The 22244-nt window shown below is 73.3% G+C and carries 13 protein-coding genes and 1 pseudogene; 8 read left to right on the top strand and 6 right to left on the bottom strand.

Translation table 11 applies throughout. The features are described from left to right. Positions 1-73 precede the first annotated feature (73 nt). The 4 genes from recC to AC3WRM_RS08040 all read left to right on the top strand — a co-directional run bounded on the left by recC (position 74) and on the right by AC3WRM_RS08040 (position 9398). Positions 74-3427 carry an exodeoxyribonuclease V subunit gamma gene (gene recC / locus AC3WRM_RS08055; protein ID WP_492247521.1) on the top strand — a complete coding sequence of 1118 codons (3354 nt, stop codon included), beginning with the start codon at positions 74-76 and terminating at the stop codon, positions 3425-3427. Then, the gene (locus tag AC3WRM_RS08050; protein WP_492247522.1) at positions 3424-6753 is read left to right on the top strand and encodes a UvrD-helicase domain-containing protein; all 3330 of its coding nucleotides are present in this window, start codon (positions 3424-3426) and stop codon (positions 6751-6753) included. Before recC ends, AC3WRM_RS08050 begins: the two co-directional genes overlap by 4 nt. Continuing rightward, positions 6750-8567 carry an exodeoxyribonuclease V subunit alpha gene (gene recD / locus AC3WRM_RS08045; RefSeq protein ID WP_492247523.1) on the top strand — a complete coding sequence of 606 codons (1818 nt, stop codon included), beginning with the start codon at positions 6750-6752 and terminating at the stop codon, positions 8565-8567. The genes AC3WRM_RS08050 and recD overlap by 4 nt, the downstream gene beginning before the upstream one ends. A gap of 96 nt (positions 8568-8663) precedes the next feature. Then, positions 8664-9398 (top strand): hypothetical protein, encoded by a 735-nt coding sequence (locus AC3WRM_RS08040; RefSeq protein WP_492247524.1) that lies wholly within the window; start codon positions 8664-8666, stop codon positions 9396-9398. Positions 9399-9465: 67 nt separating this feature from the next. On the opposite strand, the gene AC3WRM_RS08035 is transcribed toward AC3WRM_RS08040, so the two are convergent. Then, positions 9466-10200 (bottom strand): hypothetical protein, encoded by a 735-nt coding sequence (locus AC3WRM_RS08035; protein ID WP_492247525.1) that lies wholly within the window; start codon positions 10198-10200, stop codon positions 9466-9468. 168 nt (positions 10201-10368) lie between these two features. Between AC3WRM_RS08035 and AC3WRM_RS08030 the strand changes: the two genes are divergently transcribed. The 3 genes from AC3WRM_RS08030 to AC3WRM_RS08020 all read left to right on the top strand — a co-directional run bounded on the left by AC3WRM_RS08030 (position 10369) and on the right by AC3WRM_RS08020 (position 13705). Further along, a complete protein-coding gene (locus AC3WRM_RS08030) occupies positions 10369-10794 on the top strand; it encodes an organic hydroperoxide resistance protein (RefSeq protein WP_067856962.1) in 426 nt (141 codons plus the stop codon). 113 nt (positions 10795-10907) lie between these two features. Further along, entirely contained in the window at positions 10908-11909 is a 1002-nt protein-coding gene (locus tag AC3WRM_RS08025) for an FhaA domain-containing protein (RefSeq protein WP_492247526.1), read from the top strand. 11 nt (positions 11910-11920) lie between these two features. Then, on the top strand, positions 11921-13705 hold the full coding sequence (locus tag AC3WRM_RS08020; protein ID WP_492247527.1) for a serine/threonine-protein kinase: 1785 nt from the start codon (positions 11921-11923) through the stop codon (positions 13703-13705). A 9-nt stretch (positions 13706-13714) separates the two neighbouring features. On the opposite strand, the gene AC3WRM_RS08015 is transcribed toward AC3WRM_RS08020, so the two are convergent. The 3 genes from AC3WRM_RS08015 to AC3WRM_RS08005 are packed head-to-tail and all read right to left on the bottom strand — an operon-like array spanning position 13715 to position 17546. Next, entirely contained in the window at positions 13715-14671 is a 957-nt protein-coding gene (locus tag AC3WRM_RS08015; RefSeq protein WP_492247528.1) for a glycoside hydrolase family 6 protein, read from the bottom strand. Between the two features lie 59 nt (positions 14672-14730). Beyond that, positions 14731-15975 (bottom strand): alkaline phosphatase family protein, encoded by a 1245-nt coding sequence (locus AC3WRM_RS08010; RefSeq protein ID WP_492247529.1) that lies wholly within the window; start codon positions 15973-15975, stop codon positions 14731-14733. After that, positions 15972-17546 carry an alkaline phosphatase D family protein gene (locus AC3WRM_RS08005; protein ID WP_492247530.1) on the bottom strand — a complete coding sequence of 525 codons (1575 nt, stop codon included), beginning with the start codon at positions 17544-17546 and terminating at the stop codon, positions 15972-15974. Before AC3WRM_RS08005 ends, AC3WRM_RS08010 begins: the two co-directional genes overlap by 4 nt. 98 nt (positions 17547-17644) lie before the next feature. Between AC3WRM_RS08005 and bluB the strand changes: the two genes are divergently transcribed. Next, entirely contained in the window at positions 17645-18295 is a 651-nt protein-coding gene (bluB, locus tag AC3WRM_RS08000) for a 5,6-dimethylbenzimidazole synthase (RefSeq protein ID WP_492247531.1), read from the top strand. Positions 18296-18447: 152 nt separating this feature from the next. On the opposite strand, the gene betT is transcribed toward bluB, so the two are convergent. Both betT and betA read right to left on the bottom strand, forming a co-directional pair. After that, positions 18448-20496, bottom strand: coding sequence for a choline BCCT transporter BetT (gene betT / locus AC3WRM_RS07995; protein ID WP_492247532.1), 2049 nt, complete (start codon positions 20494-20496; stop codon positions 18448-18450). After that, positions 20493-22234: pseudogene (betA, locus tag AC3WRM_RS07990) on the bottom strand (choline dehydrogenase). Before betA ends, betT begins: the two are co-directional and overlap by 4 nt. Between the last annotated feature and the right edge of the window lie 10 nt (positions 22235-22244).

Raw genomic sequence — 22244 nt, 5'->3', positions numbered from 1 at the left:
CGGGACGGCGGGCGGTGCGGCGGCGGTGGACGGGGTGGGGACGGGTGTCCGCCCCTACGGCTAGGTTCGTCGTGTGGCGTTGACGATCCATCGGGCGGAGCGGGCCGACGTGCTCGCGGAGGGGCTCGCCGGGCTGTTGGCCGAGCCGCCCGACGACCCGTTCGAGCGCGACTTGGTCGTGGTCGCGGCCGCCGGGGTCGAACGGTGGCTCGCGCAGACCCTCAGCCACCGCCTCGGCACCGCCGCCGGGCACGACGACGGCATCTGCGCCGGCGTCTCCTTCGTGCGCCCCCTCCACCTACTCACCGAGCTCACCGAGAAGGAGCGCGACGACCCGTGGGCGCCGCGTCGCCTCGCCTGGGTCGTCCTCGACGTCATCCAGCAGCACCTCGACGAACCCTGGCTCGCGATCGTCGCCCGTCACGTGGGCCACGGTCTCGAACCGAGGGAGGAGGCGCTGCGGCGCAGCCGGCGCTACCCGACCGCCAAGCGCATCGCCTCGCTCCTGCACGGGTACGCCGTCCAGCGGCCCTGGATGGTGCAGTCCTGGACTGCCGGCGACGACGTCGACGGGGTGGGCGCGCCGCTCGTCCCCGAGGTCCGCTGGCAGGCCGAGATCTGGAGACGTGCCCACGCGCTCCTCGACGGCCACCCCTCGCCCGACCTCCGCCTCGCCGACACCGCCACGCGTCTGCGCGAGCACACCCTCGACCCCGACCTGCCCCGGCGGTTGTCGTTCTTCGGCCACACCCGCATGCCGCACGCCGAGCTCGACGTCGTCGGCGCGCTCGCCGACACCCGCGACGTCCACCTCTGGCTGCCCCACCCGTCACGCACCCGCTGGGACGAGGTGGCCCGCAGCCTCGACGAGAGCGCACGGCAGCCCGTGCGCCGCGACACCGTCGAGACCCCCGACACCGGCAACACGCTCCTCGCGGCCTGCGCACGGGACGTCGGCGAGCTCGAACGCAGCCTCCTCGCGCTCCCCGGCGACACCACCACCCACCACCTGCCCGGTCCCGCCCGGCCCGTCAGCCTGCTCGGCCACCTGCAGGCCGACCTCGCCGCCGACCGCGACGGCCCCGACGGCGACCCGCGCGACCTCGACCCGCTCGACCGGTCCGTGCAGGTGCACGCCTGCCACGGCCCTGCCCGGCAGGTCGACGTCCTGCGAGAGGTCGTCGTCGGCCTCCTCGCCGACGACCCCACCCTCGAGCCGCGCGACGTGCTCGTGATGTGCCCCGACGTCGAGACCTTCGCGCCCCTCGTCGAAGCCGCGTTCGGGCTCGACGACGTGCCCGACGTCGACCACCCCGGCCACCGCCTCCGCGTCCGCCTCGCCGACCGCGCCACCGGAGCCACCAACCCCGTCGCCGACGTCCTCCAGAAGGTCGTCGCCATCGCGGCAGCACGCCGCACCACCGCCACCGAGGTGCGCGACCTCCTCAGCCTCGCGCCCGTCCGACGACGCTTCGCGCTCACCGACGACGACCTCGAGCAGATCGACGAGTGGACCGTGCAGACCGCCATCCGCTGGGGCGTCGACGCCGACGCCCGCGCAGCCTGGCACCTCGGCGGACTCGCGCAGAACACCTGGCGCAGCGGACTCCAACGCCTCGCCCTCGGCGTCGTGACCGACGGTCACGACGACCCTGACGCCCACGACGGCACCCACACCGGCAACCGGCTCGGCGGCGTGCTCCCGCTCGACGACCTCGGCAGCACCGGCGTCGACCTCGTCGGCCGGTTCACCGAGGCCGTCGAGCGGCTCGCCGCAGTGCTCGACGCGTCGCGCCCCCAGCCCGTCGACGAGTGGGTCGAGCTGCTCACCACCGCCGTCCATACCCTCACCGACGTGCCCACCCGCGACGCGTGGCAGCGCGAGCAGGTCCTCCGCGTCCTCGCCGACCTCACCCGCGCCGACACCGCCCCAGCCGCCCGCGGCACCCTCACCGTCGGCGAGGTCGCCGCGTTCCTGACGGACGCCTTCGCCCCACGCCCCACCCGCACGAGCTTCCGCACCGGCTCCCTCACCGTGTGCACGATGGTGCCGATGCGCTCGGTGCCGCACCGCGTCGTCTGCCTCCTCGGCCTCGACTCCGGTGCCTTCCCTCGCACGCCCACCCCGCTCGGCGACGACGTGCTCGCACGCACCCCGCTGGTCGGCGAACGCGACGCAGCGGGGGAGGACCGCCAGCTGTTCCTCGACGCCGTCCTGTCGGCCACCGAGCACCTCGTCATCACCTACACCGGCGCCAGCGAGCACACCGGCCGCTCACTCCCGCCAGCCACCCCGGTCGGTGAGCTGCTCGACCAGCTCGCGCGTACCGTGCCGACCGCCGACGTGCGCAGCCACGTGCTCGTGCAGCACCCGTTGCAGGCCTTCGACGCGCGCTCGTTCGTCCCGGGCGCCCTGGTCCCCGGCTCCTCCTTCAGCTTCGACACCGCCGCCTACGCCGGCGCCCGCGCCACCGTGCGTCCGCAGGTCGCCGAGCCCCCGTTCCTTCCGGCTGCGCTCCCGGGCGACGCCGACCGGATCATCACCCTCGACGCCCTGCGCGACCTGGTCCGTCACCCGGTGAGGTCCTTCGTCACCGGCCGACTCGACGTGCGTCTGCCCTACGAGGACGAGCCGATCGACGACAGCGTCCCCCTCGGGCTCGACCACCTCGACCGGTGGAAGGTCAAGGACCGCGTCCTCGCTGCCGTGCTGGCCGGAGTCCCCGGTCACGACGCCGAGGCCGACGAACGCCGCCGTGGCCTCCTACCGCCCGGCGCGCTCGGCGACGCCGAGCTCGAGCGGGTGCGTCCCGAGGTGAGGACTCTCTTCGCGCTGGCGGCACCCCTGCGCGCCGACACCGCCCGCAGCGTCGACGTCGACGTCGAGCTCGGCGACGGTCGGCGCGTGCTCGGCACCGTCGCCGGCGTGCACCCCGACCACGTCCTGCGGGTCACCGCCTCGACCGTGCAAGGACGTCAGCTGCTGGAGGCGTGGGTCGACGTCCTCGCCCTCGCGGCGGCGGGCCACGGACGACCCGCACACCTCGTCGGCCGTGTGCCGAGCGGCTACCGGAAGGCACCCGGTGTCGTCACGCTCGCGGCGCCGGCGCAGGACGACGCACGGTCGGTCCTCGCCGAGCTGCTCGACCTGCACGCCCTCGGTCGCACCACCTTCCTCCCGCTGCCGGTCAAGACGTCCCAGGCCTACGCCGACCTCGCGCGGCGCACGCGCCCGGAGATCGCCCTCGCCAAGGCCGAACGGGAGTGGATCGGCAGCCGCGACATTCCGGGCGAGGTCGCCGACCCCTACCACCGGCTCGTGCTCGGGCCCGACGCGCCACTGGGCGACCTGATCGGGCGCGGCTTCGAGCAGCACGCCTCCACGCTGTGGTTCCCGCTCCTCGACCGGATGGAGGTCGACGCGTGAGCACCGACCGACCGGTCGCCGAGTTCGACATCACCGACCCCCTGCCCAGCGGCACCACGCTCCTGGAGGCCAGCGCCGGCACGGGCAAGACGTGGGCGATCGCCGCGCTGGTCACTCGCCTCGTGGCCGAGGGCGTCGCCACCCTCGACCAGCTGCTCGTCGTCACCTTCGGTCGGGCGGCCAGCGCCGAGCTGAAGGACCGGGTGCGCGAACGGCTCGTGCAGGCCGACGCCGTCCTCGCCGCCGGTCGCGGCGACGACCGCGACCCCCTGCAGCAGCTCCTCCTCGGCGTCGACGAGACCGAGCGCAGCGTCCGTCGCCGCCGGCTGCGCGCCGCGGTCGCACGGTTCGACGAGGCCACGATCACCACCACCCACGGGTTCTGCCAGGCCGTGCTGCGCAGCCTCGGGACCACCGGCGACGTCGAGCCCGGGTCCGTGCTCGTCGAGGACGACACCGACATCGTCGACCAGGTCGTCTCCGACCTCTACCTGCGGGCGGTCGGCCGAGGCCAGACACCACCGTTCGACCACCAGGAGGCGGCCGTGCTCGGCCGGCGTGCGGTCGAGGACCCGTCGGCGTTCCTGCTGCCCACCGACGCGGAGCCCGGATCCGCACCCGACCTGCGTCGCAGGTTCGCCGCAGCGGTCCGGGAGGAGTCGGCGCGTCGGCGTCTGGCGGCCCGCACCCTCTCCTACGACGACCTGCTGCAGCGGCTCGCCGAGGCGCTCGAGCCCGACGACTCACCGGCCCGCACCGTCATGCGCGACCGCTGGCGGGTCGTGCTCGTCGACGAGTTCCAGGACACCGACCCCGTGCAGTGGCGCATCCTGGAGCGCGCCTTCGTGGGGCACGCCACGATGGTGCTGGTCGGCGACCCGAAGCAGGCCATCTACGGGTTCAGGGGCGGCGACGTCGACACCTACCTACGGGCCGCCGCGCAGGCCGACACCCGACGCACCCTCACCGTCAACCACCGCAGCGACGCGCCGCTCGTCGCCGCCGTCGACGCGGTCCTGCGAGGTGCTGCGCTCGGCGACCCGGCGATCGTCGTGCGTCCGGCCGGCGCCGCGCTCGACGGGTCGCGGCTCAGCGACCCGCGCGGCGACGCCCCCTTCCGGCTGCGAGCCCACCTGCGCAGCGACGCCGGGTCCGCCGACGACGCCCTGCGCATCGGCGACGTCCGGCCCCGGGTGGCCCGCGACGTCGCGGCCGACGTCGCCGCGCTGCTGGGCTCAGGTGCGAGCTACGAACACGGCGCCGGCCCCGTGCCGCTCACGGCGGGCGACGTGGCGGTGCTCGTCGAGCGGCACGGTGATGCCGAGCTGCTGCACACCGAGCTGGAGCGTCGTGGCGTGCCGGCCGTGCGCACCGGTGGGTCGGACGTGCTGCAGAGTCGCGCGGGCGAGGACTGGGTGACGCTGCTGACCGCCATGGAGTCGCCGCACCGCAGCGGCTACACCCGTGCCGCCGCACTCGGTCCGTTCCTCGGCTGCACGGCCGACGACCTGGCCGCCGACGACGGCGACGCCGTGACTGATCGCGTCTCCGCGAGGTTGCGCGACCTCACCGACCTGCAGCGCGAGCGCGGTACCGCCGGCATGGTCGAGGCGCTGACCGCCGACGCGTCCGTCGTCGAGCGGCTGCTGAGCCACCAGGGCGGGCGGCGTCGCCTCACCGACCTCGAGCACGTCGGCCAGGTGCTCGCGATCGCAGCCCGGGAGCACGGACTCGGCCTGTCCGGGCTGCGACGCTGGCTGCTCGACCGCCGCAGCGAGACCTCCCCGGCCGCCGACCGCACCCACCGTCTCGACACCGACGCCGACGCCGTGCAGATCGTCACCACGTTCGTCAGCAAGGGACTGCAGTACCCCGTCGTCTACGTGCCCTTCCTGTTCGACCGGTGGGTGCCGGAGCCGAGCATCGTCCGCCTGCACGACGACGACGGCCGTCGCTGCCTCGACGTCGGCGGGGCGGGACCCTCATGGACCGCCCACGCCAGACGGTCGGACGCGGAGCGGGCAGGGGAGTCCCTTCGCCTGCTCTACGTGGCCCTCACCCGCGCCCAGTCGCGGCTGGTCGTGCACTGGTCGCCCACGTTCAACGCCCGCCACGGCGCTCTGCACCGTCTGCTGTTCCGCTCCGACCCGTCGCAGCCCGACGTCCCCGACGTGCAGGCCGTGCCATCCGACCACGACGCGGTCGCGCGGCTGCGGGCCTGGCAGGAGCGCGGGGGCCCGGTCGTCGAGCAGATGGCCACGGGAGACGACGAGCTCGCACCCGCCGCAGGCGAGAGCGAACGGCTCGAGGTCCGTCACCTGCGTCGAGAGGTCGACACCGTCTGGACCCGGACGTCGTACACCTCGCTCGTACGGCGCGACGAGGGCCCCAGCGTCTCGAGCGAGCCGGAGTCCAGTGCCGCGGACGACGAGGTGGAGGTGGTCGCCGAGGTCGACACGGCACCCGCGCTCGGTCCCTCGCCCTGGGCCGACCTGGCCGGTGGCGCAGCGCTGGGGACGCTCGTGCACGGCGTGCTCGAGCACGTCGACGTCGGTGCCGCCGACCTCGACGCGGAGGTCCGTCGCCGGGTGGAGGACGAGCTGACCCTGCGGCCGCTCGCCGTCGACGTGGACGTCCTCGCCCCCGCGCTCGTCGGGGCCCTGTGCACCCCGCTCGGCCCCCTCGCCGACGACCTCACGCTCGCCGACGCCCTGGGTCGTCGCCCGTTCCGCGAGATGGACTTCGAGCTGCCGCTCGCCGGCGGCGACACCGCCCGGCGGTCCGGCCGCACCGGCACGCTCGCCGACGTCGCCGACCTCATGGAGGCGCACCTTCCGTCCGACGACGCGCTGCGACCCTTCGCGGCGGAGCTGCGCGACACCAGCCTGCGGGGCCGCACCCTGCGCGGGTACCTCACCGGATCGATCGACCTGCTCCTGCGGCTCGACGGCGACCGGACGCTCGTCGTCGACCACAAGACGAACCGGCTCGAGAGCGGCGCGCTCGTCGAGGCGGGTGGTGGCCTGGAGGCGTACGCGCCCGAGCGGCTCGCCGACGCGATGCTGCACACGACCTACCCGCTGCAGGCCCTGCTGTACGCCGTGGCCCAGCACCGCTTCCTGCGCTGGCGCCTGCGGGGGTACGACCCCGACGAGCACCTCGCCGGCGTCCTGTACCTGTTCGTGCGCGGGATGACCGGGCCCGACGGACCCCGCGGAGCCGACGGCAGCCCCTTCGGCGTCTTCGCCTGGCGCCCCCCGTCGGCGCTGGTGCTGGACCTCAGTGCGCTGCTCGACGGCAGCCCGACCGACGGAGGTCCGCGATGAGCGACACGTCCCCGCCCCCCGCGGTCGAGGTCGGGTCGGGCGACCCGTTCGACCGGCAGGTGGTCCAGGGTCTCGACGTCGAGAGCGACGGTCTGCTGGCCGCCCTGAACCACGCAGGTGTGCTCGCGGCCGCGGACGTCCACGTCACACGCACCGTCGCGGGGCTGGCGGGCGAGGACGACGAGGCGGTGCTGCTCGCCCTGGCGCTCGCCGTGCGTGGCGTGCGGCTCGGGTCGTCGTGCGTCGACCTCAGCGGCGCTGTCGACGACCTGCGGCTGGAGGCGCCGGAGGTCGTGTGGCCCTCGTTCGTCGACGACCTCGACGCCTGGTGGACACGCGTCGAGGACAGCCCGTTGACGTCCGGACGCGACCGTGTGCTCGTCGCAGAGGCTCCGCTGCTGCACCTGGTGCGCTACCACGCGCTCGAGGTCTCGCTGTGTCGACGGCTGGGGGAGCGGCTCGCGCTGCGACCTCCCGCCGTCGACCGGACCTCCCTCGAGGCCGACCTGGCCCGCCTCTTCGGCGACCCGGGTTTCGCCGACCAGCGTGCTGCCGCGGCCCGCGCCGCACACGCGTGGACGACCGTGCTCACCGGCGGTCCGGGCACGGGCAAGACCACCACCATCGCGCGTCTGCTGGTCGCGCTCGCGAGCCAGCACACCGCGGTCGGGCACGACCGGCCCCTGGCCGTCGGGCTGGCGGCGCCGACCGGCAAGGCCGCGGCGCGGATGCGCGAGGCGGTCGCCGCCGCATCGGCCGATCCGGTGTTCACCGAGGCGGAGCGCGGCTGGCTGCGGACGTTGCCGGCCGGCACGGTGCACCGGCTGCTGGGTTCGCGACCCGACCACCGGACGGCCTTCCGGCACCACGCGGGGCAGAAGCTGCCCTACGACGTCGTGGTCGTCGACGAGACGTCGATGGTCTCGTTGCTGCTGATGGAGCGCCTGGTGCAGGCGGTCCCCTCGAGCTGCCGCCTGGTGCTCGTCGGTGACGCCGAGCAGCTCGCGTCCGTCGAGGCCGGTGCGGTGCTGCGCGACGTCGTGGAGGGTCTGGGCGGCGACGACAGCCCGGTCGTCACCCACCTGCAACAGTCGCACCGCTTCGACGGCGGCATCGGAGCGCTGGCGGCGGCGGTGGTCGAGGGCGATGCGTCACGGGTGCTCGACCTGCTCGCCGACGGGGTGGACGGGGTGTCCCTGCACCGTCCCGACGAGGTCGAGGAGGTCGTGTCCGGCCTTCCCGCGCAGCAGGCTCGCGCGGTCGCGCGCGCGGCGGCCGACGGCGACGTGTCCACCGCGCTCGCGGCCCTGGGTGAGCACCGTCTGCTGTGCGCGCACCGTGACGGCCCGTACGGCGTCAGCCACTGGAACGAGCGTCTGGAGCGAGAGGTGCGCACGTTCCCTGACCCGGCGAGGCCCTGGTTCGTCGGCCGACCCGTCCTGGTCACCCGCAACGACGCGTCGCTGCGGGTCAACAACGGCGACGTCGGCGTGACGCTCGACGACGGCCACCGGCTCGTCGTGCACCTGGACTCGACGACGACCGTCTCCTCGACGCGACTCTCCTCGGTGCAGAGCGCCTACGCCAGCACCGTGCACCGCAGCCAGGGCAGCGAGTTCGACCACGTCACCCTCCTGCTGCCCGAGGAGGACTCGCTCGTGCTCACCCGCGAGCTGCTGTACACCGCGATCACCCGCGCGCGCACCAGCCTGACGATCGTCGCGACCCCCGAGGTCCTCCGCCGCGCCGTCGAACGCCGCACCGCGCGTGCCAGCGGCGTCGCGCGCCGACTCGCGGCCGTCGTCGCTCCGTGAGCCTGGCGTCCGACACGCCACACCTCCTCCTGGGATGCAGGTCGACACGAGCCCTGACAGGCTGGAGGTCACGGACCACGACTCGGGAGGAACCCCATGAAGAAGATCGTCTACGCGCTGGCGTTCGGCGTCGGCTACGTGCTCGGCGCCCGAGCCGGCCGCGAACGGTACGAGCAGCTGCGTGACGCGGCGGAGCGCTTCCAGTCCGACCCGCGCGTGCAGGACGCCGTGCACAAGGCGGAGTCGTTCGCGGAGGAGGCCGTGCAGGCCGTGCGCGACGAGGACAAGCGCCACGAGGTCGTCGACTCGCTCAAGGAGACCGTCGGGACCGCGCGCGCCCAGGCCACCGGTGCGGTCGCGGCGGTCAAGGAGACCGTCGAGGACGCCACGGACGGCCGGCTGTCCGACGCTGTCGAGACCGCCAAGGACGCGGCGAAGGACGTCAAGGACGAGGCCGTCTCGAAGGCCGAGGACGTGAAGGACGCCGCCGACGAGGGAGGGCTGTCCGACGCGGTCGACACGGCCAAGGACGCGGCGAAGGACGTCAAGGACGAGGCTGCGGACCAGGCAGGGGAGGTGCGCGAGAAGGTCGCGGAGGCCGCGCCGCGCTCCAGCGACGAGGATGCGATCGCCGACGCCGTCGGGTCGACGCAGCATGGTGCCAAGCATGTGCGTGACGAGTCGGCCGAGGCGGTCGAGCGGGTGGCGCAGAAGGCCCAGGGTGCGGGCGACGAGACCGGCGTCCCTGCGGCGCTCGAGGACCCCGACGCGCACATCCCCGAGGTCGAGGACGAGATCGTCCACACCTCAGGTCCTGACGACCAGCGCTGACCCCAGGGTCGGGAGGGCCCCGGGCGGACACCAGTCCGTGCGGGGCCTTCGTGCGTCCGGGGCCGACTCAGCCCGCCGGTGGGTCGAGCCGTGCGCGCACCTGCTCGAGCACCCGGGCCGGAAACTCGTGCGTGCGGCGGCAGCGCTCCACGAGGTACAGGATCTTGTTGAGCCGGGGGCCCGGCAGCTCCACGCCGCGTGACTCCAGAGCCGGTCGCAGGACGTTGCGGTCGAACGCGCCGTCGCTGCGCTCGGGCTCCTCCCGCCACTGCGCGAACGCCTCCTTGAGCTGGGCATGCCCGACCACGCCGTGCTCCGGCGACAGAGCCACCGCGATCGCCGCCACGAGCCAGGCGTCGTCGTGCTGCAGGGCGTCGACGTCGAGCTGCACCGTCCCGGTGCCCGCGGGCGCCAGCGTCGGCGGGTCGAAGTCGACGACGAGGTCGATGCTGAGGTCCGGGAAGCGCAGGCTCACGCGGGTGCCGGGCGCCGTGAGCGACATCCGCTGACCGGGTACGGGCGTCGAGGCCTCGCCGTCCGGAGTCACCACCTCCACGACCACGCCGTTCGCCCGCTGGCCGCGGTGGAGGACGGGATGGCCGGTACCGGCCTGCACGACCACCGCCGGGTCGCTCAGGTAGGGCAGACGGACGAACACGTAGGTCGAGCCGGCGATCTCCTCCACGGCCACGGACCGCTGCTCGGGGAGCGTCATCCGCCGGGCCAGCACCAGCTTCCCGCCGGGCTCCACCACGGTACGACCCGAGAACTCGGGCCCGACCGACCAGCCGATGCGCAGCACGCCTCCGCCCCTCCTGTCTCGTCCCTGTCTCGTCGTCGACGACGATCATGCCAGGAGCCCGCTGCGGTCGAGCGTAAGCAATAGATTGCACACGATGTAATTGTGTGCGATCATACTGTTGGCGGGTGCGGCACGAGCCGGCCCGATCCCCGACTTCCAGGAGGAACCATGGACGCGATCTACACCGCCGAGGCGCTGGCGACCGGCGGCGGCCGCGACGGCGGACACGTCGTCACGAGCGACGGCCGTCTCGACCTGCACACGGCACTGCCCACCAGCATGGGCGGCAACGGCGAGGGCACGAACCCCGAGCAGCTCTTCGCGTCCGGCTACGCCGCGTGCTTCCACGGTGCCTTCCAGCTCGTCGCCCGTCAGGCCAAGGCAGACGTGAGCGACTCGAGCGTCGGCGCCAAGGTCGACATCGGCTCCAACGGCAAGGGCGGCTTCGACCTGGCCGTCACGCTCGAGGTCACCGTCCCGACCCTGCCGCACGACGAGGCGCAGGCGCTGGCCGACAAGGCGCACGAGGTGTGCCCCTACTCGAACGCCACGCGCGGCAACATCGACGTGCAGATCGTCGTCGTCGACGACTGACGGACCCGCACGCCACGTCCTGGCCGGGGCGTGTCGTGCCCTGGGATGAGCCGCGGTGGAACATGTTCCACCGCGGCTCGCCTATTCCCGGCCGCTCGGCCCACGATGGCAGCATGACCACGCTCACCTCCATCGCCACGAACCTGCTGATCCTCGTCGCCTTCGTCGGCGTGGTCCTGGTGGGACTGCGCGTCGCCCAGAGCATCTTCGGGACGGGCTCGAAGAAGGCCGCCGCCACGGAGGCCGCGGCGCGTCTCGTCGCCTACCCGACCGGCTCGGCAGCCGTCCTGCGGCGTCGCTTCGTCAAGGCGCTCACCGGGCAGCACGTGGTGATGCCGAGCGGGGACCGGGTCGCCTTCAGCGAGCTCGTCGTCCGTGTGTCGCCGGAGGACCTCGAGCGGCTCGACCCTGACGGCGACGTCGAGCGGCTGGGGGAGGACGCGGCGAAGCTCTACCTGACTCACGCGGAGCGCGAGGGCTGGAGCACGCCCGAGGAGGTGCGGGTCGAGGTCGAGGTCGACCCGGCGCTGCGCCCCGGATGGGTGCCCCCGGCTCGGGGGAGCCGCACCGGCGCCTCCGTGCGACGCCCCCTCGAGTCGTCCGCTCGCCCCGACCGACAGTCCGTCGTCCCCGACTGGGACGTCGTGGCCGACCTGACGCCCACCGCGTCCACCGCGCCGTCAGCGCCGACGCCCCTGCCCGTGCGGACCGACGCGCCGGCCGCGCAGGAGACCATGGCCTTCCCCGTGCTCGTGCCAGCCGACGCGGCTCCGACGATCGCGGGACCACGTGACCTGTTCCTGCACCGGGGCGCCCACAGCGTCCGGGTGCCGCGCGAGGGCGTCACCGTGCTCGGCCGGCTGCCCGAGAGCCCGCTGCCGCTGGAGGAGCCGGAGATCTCCTACCGTCACGCCGAGCTGCGGCTCCTGGGGGGCTCCTGGCAGGTGCGCGACGCCGGCAGCACGAACGGCACCTCGGTCGACGGCGAGCGCATCGGCGACACGTGGGTGACGGTCCGCGACGGGGCCGTCCTCGCGCTCGCGGGGGTCAAGGTCGCCGTCGGGTCCGACACGCACGGCACGGTGGCCGTGTCGGGCGTTTCGCGTCAGCCGTGACAATGGTGTCCATGGCCGACCAGCGCGACCGTCGCTCCCGACGGTGGAGGAGGCGTCGCCCGACGCCGACGCCCGGCCCCGCCACCACGCCGCGGCCCGACGGCGCCTCGACCGCGCCCGTGCCGCTCGTGGCGCCACCGGGAACGGTGCCCGTCGGCGGGCCCGACGGCCGCGACACGATCGAGCCGCAGGTCGACGCCGCCCGCTTCGAGCTGCAGGGCCGCATCGGCGCCGGCAACCACGGCGTGGTCTTCCGCGCGCTCGACCGGCACCTGGGCCGCCAGGTCGCCATCAAGCGGTTCTCCCACTTCCTGGCCGACGACCCGCGGGCGATGCGGCGCATCACGCGCGAGGTCGAGACCCTCGCGCGCGTCTCCCACCCCAACGTGGTCACGGTGCACGACCTCGTGCGGATGCCTGACGGCGACGGCGAGGTCACACCGCACCTCGTCATGGAGCTCGTCGAGGGCACCTCGCTGCGTGACCTGCTCGCGCTGCGCGGCCCCAGCCCGCGGTCGGTGCTGGTGGTCGCCGGAGTGCTGGACGGCCTCGCGGCCTGTCACCGTGCCGGCATCCTCCACCTCGACATCAAGCCGGCCAACGTGCTCGTCACCGACTCCGGTGGCATCAAGATCGTCGACTTCGGCATCGCGCGGGCAGCCTCGGACGCCACGGCCACGGTGGCCGGCACGCCGCACTACATGGCGCCGGAGCAGTACGACGGTCGCGCCGACGAGCGCAGCGACGTGTACTCCGTCGGTTGCCTGCTCTTCGAGACCCTCACCGGGCGCGCACCGTTCGAGGGGACGATGGCCGCGCAGCTCATGGCGCACCGCACGCAACCTCGTCCGGACCCGCGGGCGTCGGCGCCCTGGGTCGGACCGCGTCTGGCGGCCGTGGTGCAGACCGCGATGGCCGTCGACCCCGAGGAGCGGTACAGCGGCGTGGAGGCGATGGCGCGCGCCCTGAGGTCGGCGGTCGACGACGTCGCCGACCCTGCCGCCCCTGAAGCGTCTGCGGCGGTGGACGCGCCGTCCGGGCGGCCCGCGGCGACCCCACCGGTCGTGCTCGCACCGGCGGCAGCCGTCGCCGCCCCTCTCGTCCGGCCGTTGAGCCGCCCCGCCGACCTCGGCGACCGACCCGGTGTGCCCGCCCGTGACGCGCGGCCCGACGGCACGCGCGAGCCGGTCTTGTCCCTCGCCGGCCCTGCCGTGACGCGCTGGACGCGGCTCGTCTCGTTGCTGCTGGGCCTCGGGATCTGTGCCGTGGTGCTCACGGTCGTGCCGATGCTGGCGTGGGCGAGCCTCGAGCTCGCGCCCGCCCGGGTGCGCCCGCAGACGATGGACCAGATGTCGGCCGACGCGTGGTGGATGCTCTCCGTCGGCCTCGCGCTGACGCTCCTGCTGGTGCGCCGTCGCCGCTTCTTCCAGCACCTCGCGGGCCCGGAGGTGGGGAGCCCGCTGCCGGACGGTCCGCTCGCGCCGAGTGTCGGCCGAGGCGTGCGCATGGCCCTCCGGGCCGCGGTCGTGGGCACGCTCCCGCTGCTGGTGCCGTGGTACGTCCTCGGCCTGCTGGCCGCGATGACGGCGGCCGGCGTCGTCGCCCCGAGTGACCCCTTCGCGGACGCCCTGACGACGGCATGGGTGCTCGCGCCGCTGGTCGCCCTCGTGCTCGGGCTCCGGGGCATCCTCGGGATGCGCCCGCGGCTCGGCGCGCTGGCGTTCTCGTTCCTGCTGATCGTGACGGCCGGGGGAGCGGTGGCGTTCTTCCTGCTGGCCGCGCCCTACGTCCCGTGACGCGGGGGCTCAGCGGGCGAGGAGGCGGCGGGCCCCAGTCGGCCACCAGGTGCCCGCAGTCGGGCCGCCCTCGCACTGTCCGTCGGACTCGCCGGGCCGCTTGACCCACAGGTAGGCGTCGAGACCCTTGCTGTCCACGACCGTCGGCGCGCGGCCGAGCCGTGCTGCCGGCGGGTTGCACCAGACGCCGGGGGTGACCGGCTTCGTCGCTCCGTTGCGTGACGTGTCGACGACGTAGCGCTTGCCCTTCACGCCGAGCTTGGCGAGCTCGGCCACGACGGCGGCGCCGTACGTGCGCTCCTCGGCCGTCGGACGGAAGTTGGAGGTGTTCGTCGCGAGCCCGCGCGCGTCGCGGACACCGGCGGACACCAGGCGCTTCGCCATGTCCTGCGGCGTGATCCAGCGGCTGTGCCCGGCGTCGATGTAGACCCAGACGCCGGCGCGCGCGAGGCTGCGCGTGGCGTACCGCAGGAGCGCCGCACGGTCGCCCTGGCCGGAGCACGCGCCGAGCAGCGCGAGGGCGTCGGGCTCGAGCACCACCATCGCGTAGCGTCCCCGCAGACCCTTGGCGACCTGGTCGATCCAGGCCTTGTACTGCGTCGGGCTGAGCCCGCCGGCGGAGTGCTGGCCGCAGTCGCGTCCGGTGATCGCGTAGACCGCCAGGAGCGGCGTCCGCTTCGTACGGCGGGCGCGGTCGGCGTACCCGGAGGCCACGGCCGCCACCTTGGAGGCGGGGTACCCCTCGGTCAGCCAGAGGGCCTGGGCGCGGGAGCCGATGGGCGCGAAGCGCTTGTCCTTCGCCGCCGCCCGCGCCGACGCCGTCGTGGGGTCGACGTACACCGCGCGGGTCAGACGGGGGTCCTTCGCCGCCTCCGCCGGGGCCGCGGCGGCGAGCACGGACAGCACGAGGCACACCAGCGTCAGCACCGACACCGGCGGCCCGACACGACGAACGGCTCCCACCACCCGGCTGATCCTACGGACGACGGGGCCAGCCCGCCGCCGTCGTGACGATTCCGACCTGCTCAGACCCGAGCCACGCCGTCGAAGCCGTCGCGCGGGGCGGCGAGGCCGAAGATCTTCGCGATGGTCGGCGCGACGTCGATCGTCGCGGCGCGCTCGCTGAGGACCGCTCGACGGACGGCCCCGCCCGTGAGGAAGAACGGGATGGCCTCCGTCGCCGGGTGCCCGTGGTTGCCCGGGATCGGGTTGGAGTACAGGTCGGGGTCGGAGAAGCGGTATCCCGACTTGCAGTAGACGACGAGGTCCCCTGCCTTGGCGCCGAGGCGCAGCTGCGCCGTGGTGCGGACGCTGAGCACGCCGGGCGTCGCCAGCGCCACCCGCGTCGCCTCCGCCAGGGCCCGCGACCGGTCGGCGCTGCGTCCGAGGTAGCTGATCACGTCGGCCCCGCCGTTGTCGGCGATCGCGACCTGGCCGTCCAGCAGCGGGTTGCCCTTGAACGCGCGGGTCAGGTTGATCAGGCGGTCGGGGTCGCTCCAGTCCATCGAGTGGTCGGCGAGCACGATGACGGTCGTGGACGCCCAGGTGCTGCGGGTCCGCAGCCAGGAGACGAACGAGCCGATCTGCGCGTCGGTGGAGGTCAGCGCCGTCCGACGCAGCACCTGCAGGTTGGAGCCCGTCAGGTCGCTGTGGCCGAACCGGTCGATGTCGCCGAAGTTGGCGAACACCAGGTGCGGATCGGCCTCGGAGACCATCGTGCGCAGCGCGCTCATCGTGAACACGTCGAGCGCGTGGTTGGTCACCGGCAGCAGCGGGAACGGCTCCCACCGGTAGGTCGCCCGGGTGCCGAACACGCTGTAGAGGTAGTCCTTGCTGAGGACCGACCCGGTGGTCAGCCCGCGCTCGCGCAGACGCTCGAGCATGGTGGGGAAGACGATGTCGGTCGGCTCGCCGCACGTGCGCACCTTCCGCTGCGCGCGGTCGTAGATCGAGTTGGCCGGCACGCCGCTGCGGTCGGGACGCACGCCGGTCATCATCATCACGTGGTTCGGGATGGTCTCGGCGATCGGCATCGACCGCGCCTGCGGGAACCAGCGTCCGGCGGTGCGCAGCGCGTGCAGGTTCGGGGTCGACTCGGGCGTGATCTCGTCGGGCCGGCAGCCGTCGATGACGAGCACGTACACCCGCTGGGAGGTGGTCGACGCGGCCGAGGCCCACGGCGCTCCGGCAGCGCCGGAGAGGACGACCGCTCCGCCCGTGGCGGCGGCCGCGCGCAGCACGGTCCGTCGGTCGACCTGGCGGGCGCTCATGCGGTGGCTCCTGTCGTGGGCTGGCTGACCTTGCGGACCTTGTGGGCCGACGCCGGGACCTCGTAGGAGGTCGACCACGTGGCGGTCGCCGCCTGGTCGGCGCGGCTGCTGATGACGTACCAGTCCATCTGCACGCGTGCCGGTGTCACGTCCAGCACGGAGAAGCCGTGGTTGTCGAAGTCGAGGTGCTTGACGTGACGGTTCGCCGTCTTGATCGCCTCCTCGACGCCCACCGACGCGGTGCGCGGCGGGGCTCCCAGGATGTCCTTGAGGTTGTTGCTGGTCACCGACGTGCACACGAGCTCGGTGCCGACGGTCGTGCTGAGCGGGTACGTGCCGGGGTTCGTCGGCAGGTCGCAGGCCCACGCGGAGTGGATGTCGCCGGTGAGGAAGACCGTGTCGGTGATGTTCTGGTCGGCGAGGTGCTCGAGGACCTGGCGACGCTCGACCGTGTAGCCGTCCCACTGGTCGGTGTTGTACTGCACGCCCTCCGCGGGCAGCAGGCCGACGGAGTCCTGGAGGGCGTCGCGCACGCGGTTCGGCAGCGGGGGCACGAGGACGGGGGAGATCATCACCGGGTTGCCCACGAGCTTCCACTGGGAGGCGGTCGTGCTGAGCCCGCGCTTGAGCCAGGCGATCTGGGCGTCGCCCGCGATCTTGCGGTCGGCGTCGTCGCGCGAGGGCACCTGCGTGAACGCCCCGCCCGGTGCGGTGCGGTAGCTCCGCAGGTCGAGCATCGAGAGCTCGGCGAGCCGACCGAACGTGAACCGCCGGTAGATCTGCGTGCCGTCGCCGAGCCGTGCGGTGCCGCTCAGCCGCACGGGCATCCACTCGTCGTAGGCGCGGTAGGCGGCCGCCCGGCGAGCTGCCCACGACCCCTCCGTCGCGGGGTCGTGGTTCTCCGCGCCCTGCAGCCAGGCGTCGTTGGCCGACTCGTGGTCGTCCCAGGTGCAGATGAAGGGGACGGAGCGGTGCAGCGTCTGCAGGTCGGGGTCGGTCTTGTAGAGGGCGTGCCGCCGGCGGTAGTCCGAGAGCGACACGATCTCGTGCGTCGGGTCGGCCGTGCGCACGACGACGTTCTTCTGGCCCATGGCGTACTCGCCCGTGCCGTACTCGTAGATGTAGTCACCCAGGTGCAGGACGACGTCGACCCGCTGCTGCGCGAGGTGACGGTAGGCGCTGAAGTAGCCGGCCTCGTAGTTGGCGCAGGACACGACGCCGAAGCGCAGACGTGCGGGTGCTGCGTCGGTGGCTGGCGCGGTGCGGGTGCGGCCGATCGGCGAGCGCGTCCGCTGGTGCGTGAAGCGGTAGTAGTACGTGGTGCCGGGGGCGAGGCCGGTGACGTCGACCTTCACGGTGTGGTCCTGGGCAGCGGTGGTCGTCACCGTGCCCCGGCGCACGACGCGCCGGAAGGCCCGGTCGAGGGCCACGACCCAGGCCACGTCGGCCCGCGGTCCGCGCCCGGAGCCGGGTGTGGCGCTCGCGGTGGGAGTCACCCGTGTCCAGAGGACGACGGCGGTGGGCAGGGGGTCGCCGGAGGCCACCCCGTGGCGGAAGAAGGTCACGGTCATCTCAACGACGCACCCTGGCAGAGGTCCCTGTCCTGGAGGTGAACAGTCGGCGACCGGCCGACGCGTCGATCGGGGAGCGCGGTTGCTAGCGTCGCCGGGTGAGCCAGCACGCGTACGCCCCGCACGAGCGGGAGGTCGTCCACCGGGTCATCGCGGAACGTCGCGACATGCGGCACTTCGCCGGGGGCGAGGTGCCGGCCGACGTGCTGGCCCGGCTGCTGGAGGCCGCCCACCGGGCGCCGAGCGTGGGACTGATGCAGCCGTGGCGCTTCGTCCGGGTCACCGACGCCGCGCTGCGACAGCGTCTGCACGCACACGTCGACGCCGAGCGTCGTCGGACCGCCGAGGCGATGGGGGAGCGGGCCGAGGAGTTCATGCGGCTGAAGGTCGAGGGCCTCCTCGACTGCGCCGAGCTGCTGGTGGTCGCCCTGCCCGACGGCCGCGAGGAGCACGTGTTCGGTCGGCGCACCATGCCGCACATGGACCTCGCCTCCGCGTCGTGCGCGATCCAGAACCTGTGGCTGGCCGCGCGTGCCGAGGGCTACGGCATGGGCTGGGTGTCGATGTTCGACCCCGCCGTCGTCGCGCACGAGCTCGCGATGCCGGCGGGGGCGGAGCCGGTGGCCCTGCTGTGCCTCGGCCCCGTCGAGGCGTTCTACGAGCGCCCGATGCTGGAGCAGGAGCACTGGACGAGCCCGCGTCCGCTCGCGGACCTGGTCGCGGAGAACACGTGGCCCACCGACCGGTGACCCTCAGACCCTTGACCTGACGTTGACGGTCGGTTCTCATGGAAGAGCCGTCCGACGCCCTCCTCACCGGCGCGGGCGAGGGAGGATGACCTTCTCTCGGGACGGGCGGCGGGGCCGGGTCGCTTCCCCTGGGCCGGTCCTGCCGCCTCTCGCTAGAGCGACGTGCCGTCGGCGAGGCGCAGGAACTCCAGGTGGCTCTCGTAGGCGTCGAGCACGTCGTCGATGAGCTGGCCGTGGGTGTAGCCCATCACGTCGTACCCCTGGCCGCCGTGGCGCAGGTGCACCTCGAGCCGTGCGTAGTAGTCGTCGCCGCGGGGCACGAGCGAGGAGCTGTACACCGGGATCGGGACCTCGCGCAGCGTGACGCGGTAGCAGAACGGGGTGGACCCGTCCGCGACCTCGGCCGTCAGCTCGACGCCCGGCTGGCCGTCCTCGTCGCTGCAGCGACGTGCGGTCGCCGCCGCGCACGTGGTGGCCAGCTCGCCCGCCACCTCCTCCAGCGCCGGCGCCACGACGCGGTCGAGGAACTCCTCGGCCTTGGCGCGGCTCGGGAACGACATGACGCGACGCAACCGCGAGCGCCACTGGCCCGCGCCCCCACGGTCCGGAGCGCTCCGGCTCGACAGCACGCCGTGCAGGGCGCCGTCGCGCGAGTCGACGATCCACGCCTCGGCGCGGAGCGCACGGTGCAGCCCCACCATCACCGCCACCATCACCAGGGCGAACGGGATGCCCATGATGATGGTCGCCGACTGCAGCGTCGCGATGCCACCGACCGACAGCAGCGCGATGGTCAGCGCGCCCGTCGCGACGGCCCAGAAGATGCGCAGGGCCGCGCCGGCGTCGGCGTGCACGTCGCGCATGCGGGACGAGAGGTTGGCCATGATCAGCGCGCCGGAGTCGGCGGACGTCACGTAGAAGAGCAGACCCGTGAACGTCGCGATGGAGGCCAGGAAGGTGAAGCCCGGGTACTGCGCGAGCATCGTGTAGAAGCCCTGCTCGGGTGCCTCCAGCGTCAGCTGGCCGAACGACTGGTTGCCCTGGCGGACCAGGTCGATCGACGCGTTGCCGAAGATCGAGATCCACATGAGGAGGTACAGGAACGGGATGATCAACGTGCCGAGGACGAACTGCCGGATCGTGCGGCCCCGGGAGATGCGGGCCAGGAACAGGCCCACGAACGACGCCCACGCGATCCACCACGCCCAGAAGAACAGCGTCCAGTCCGACATCCAGGACCCGGTGTCCTCGTGCGCGAACGTCTGCAGTGACATCTCCGGGAAGAGCCGCACGAAGTCGCCCACGTTGAGCACGAGCGCGTCGAGCAGGTAGGTCGTGCGCCCGGTGACCAGGATCCAGACCGCCAGGAGGACGGCCAGCAGGACGTTGGCCTGCGAGAGCCACTTGATGCCCCGGTCGACGCCCGAGACGGCCGAGAGCGTGGCCATGGCGACGCCGACGACGATGAGCGTGACCTGCGCGGTGAGTCCGAGGGGGACGTCGAAGAGCATGTTCAGCCCGACGTTGAGCTGGACGACGGCGATGCCCAGGGTGGTGGCGACGCCGAAGATCGTGCCCAGCACGGCGGCGAGGTCGACCCCGTCGCCCATCCAGCCCTCGGTACGGCGTCCGATCAGCGGGTGCAGGGCCGAGCGCACGGCGAGCGGCAGGTTCATCCGGTAGGCGAAGTAGCCGAGCGCGACCCCCATCAGCGCGTACATGCCCCAGCCGCTGATGCCGTAGTGGAACAGGGTCCACACGGTGGCCTCGCGGGCGGCGTCGACCGTCTCGGGCTCGCCGGTCGGCGGCGCGAGGTACTGCGTGACCGGCTCGGCGACCGCGAAGAACATCAGGTCGGTCCCGATGCCCGCGGCGAACAGCATCGAGGCCCACGCGAACGTGCTGAACTCCGGCTGCGCGTGCTCGGGCCCGAGCTTCGTCCGGCCGAACCGCGACGTGGCGAGGTAGACCACGAAGACGAGGATCGCCGTGGCCAGCAGCACGTAGAACCAGCCGAACCAGTCGGTCGCGAACCCGACCAGCGTGCCCAGTCCGGCCTCGGCGCCGCGCGGGGCGAGCAGACCCCAGGCCGTGACCGCGAGGATCACGGAGGACGCCCCGACGAGGACGGGCAGGTTCACCCGCGACCTGGGCGGAGGGACGACGTCGACGTCGGTGCCCGCGGCGGCCGGCTCGCTCACGACGGCGTCCCCGCGTCGGCGCGGACGGTGCCCGGCACGGGCGCGGCGTTGCGCGGATCGCCCTCGGGCCGCAGCGGCATGCCCGTGCCGTGGCGGTAGAAGGGGACGTCGAGCGGGGCGAGCGGCGTGTTGCCGGCGATCAGGTCGGCGGCCTTCTCGGCCACCATCATCACCGGCGCGTAGATGTTGCCGTTCGTCACGTACGGGAACACCGAGGCGTCCACGACACGCAGCCCCTGGGTGCCGTGCACGCCCATGGTCGCGGGGTCGACGACACTGGCGTCGTCGGTGCCCATCTTGGCGGTGCACGAGGGGTGCAGCGCGGTCTCGGCGTCCTGTGCGACCCAGTCGAGGATCTCCTGGTCGGTCTGGACACCGGGCCCGGGCGAGATCTCGCCCGCGCTGAAGGCACTGAACGCCGGCTCCTCGAGGATGTCGCGCGCCGCGCGGACCATCTCGATCCACTCGCGCCGGTCGTTCTCGGTCGACAGGTAGTTGAAGCGCAGCGCGGGGTGCTCCCGCGGGTCGCGGCTGCGGATCTTGAGCGAGCCGCGCACGTCGGAGTACATCGGACCGATGTGCACCTGGTACCCGTGGCCGCCGTTCTCCTCCCCGCCCGCCGGCTTCGACCCGTCGTAGCGGATGGCGATGGGCAGGAAGTGGAACATGAGGTTCGGGTAGTCGACCCGGTCGTTGCTGCGGACGAAGCCGCCGGCCTCGAAGTGGTTCGACGCGCCGACGCCGCGTCGCAGGAACATCCACTCGGCGCCGATGCGCGGCTTGTGCCGGTGCTTGAGCCACGGGGCGATCGAGACGGGCTGCTTCGAGGCGTGCTGGATGTACACCTCGAGGTGGTCCTGCATGTTCTCGCCGACGCCCGGCAGGTCCACGACCGGGTCGATGCCCAGGGCTCGAAACTCCTCGGCGTTGCCGATGCCCGACAGCTGCAGGAGCTGCGGGGAGTTGAACGCGCCGCCGCACAGGATCACCTCTCCGGCGCCCACGGAGCGCTCGAGACGGCCACCGCGCAGGTAGTCGACGCCGACGACCCGCGTGCCCTGCATGCGCAGGCCGGTGACCAGCGACAGCGTGTGCACCGTCAGGTTCCGACGGTGCCTGACGGGTGCCAGGTAGGCCTGGCTGGCGCTGAGCCGACGACCCCGGTGGACGTTGCGGTCGAACTTCGCGAAGCCCTCCTGGCGGTAGCCGTTGACGTCGTCGGTCAGGGGGTACCCGGCCTGCTGGACGGCCTCGAAGAACGCGCCGAACAGCGGCGACGTGGCGGGGCCGCGCTCCAGGACCAGGGGTCCCGAGCCGCCGCGCCAGGCGTCGGCGCCCGCCAGACAGGTCTCCATGCGCTTGAAGTACGGGAGCAGTGCGCGTAGTCCCACTGCTCGAGGCTGGGGTCGCGGGCCCAGCGCTCGTAGTCGAGCGGGTTGCCGCGCTGGAAGATCATGCCGTTGATGGACGACGAGCCGCCGAGCACCTTGCCGCGGGCGTGGAAGACCCGTCGTCCACCCATGTGCGGCTCGGGCTCGGACTCGTAGCGCCAGTCGTAGAAGCGGCTGCCGATGGGGAAGGGCAGCGCGGCGGGCATGTGGATGAACGGGTCGAGCTTGGTGTCGGAGCGCCCTGCCTCGAGCACCAGGACGCTCGTCCCGGGGTCCGCGCTCAGACGGTTGGCGAGGGCGGAACCGGCGGACCCGCCGCCGACGATCACGTAGTCGTAGCTCTGCATGCGAACCTCC

The organism is Aeromicrobium sp. EU05-FHT14F07, assembly GCF_058790455.1.
This window is presented reverse-complemented; position numbering and strand designations above follow the sequence as displayed.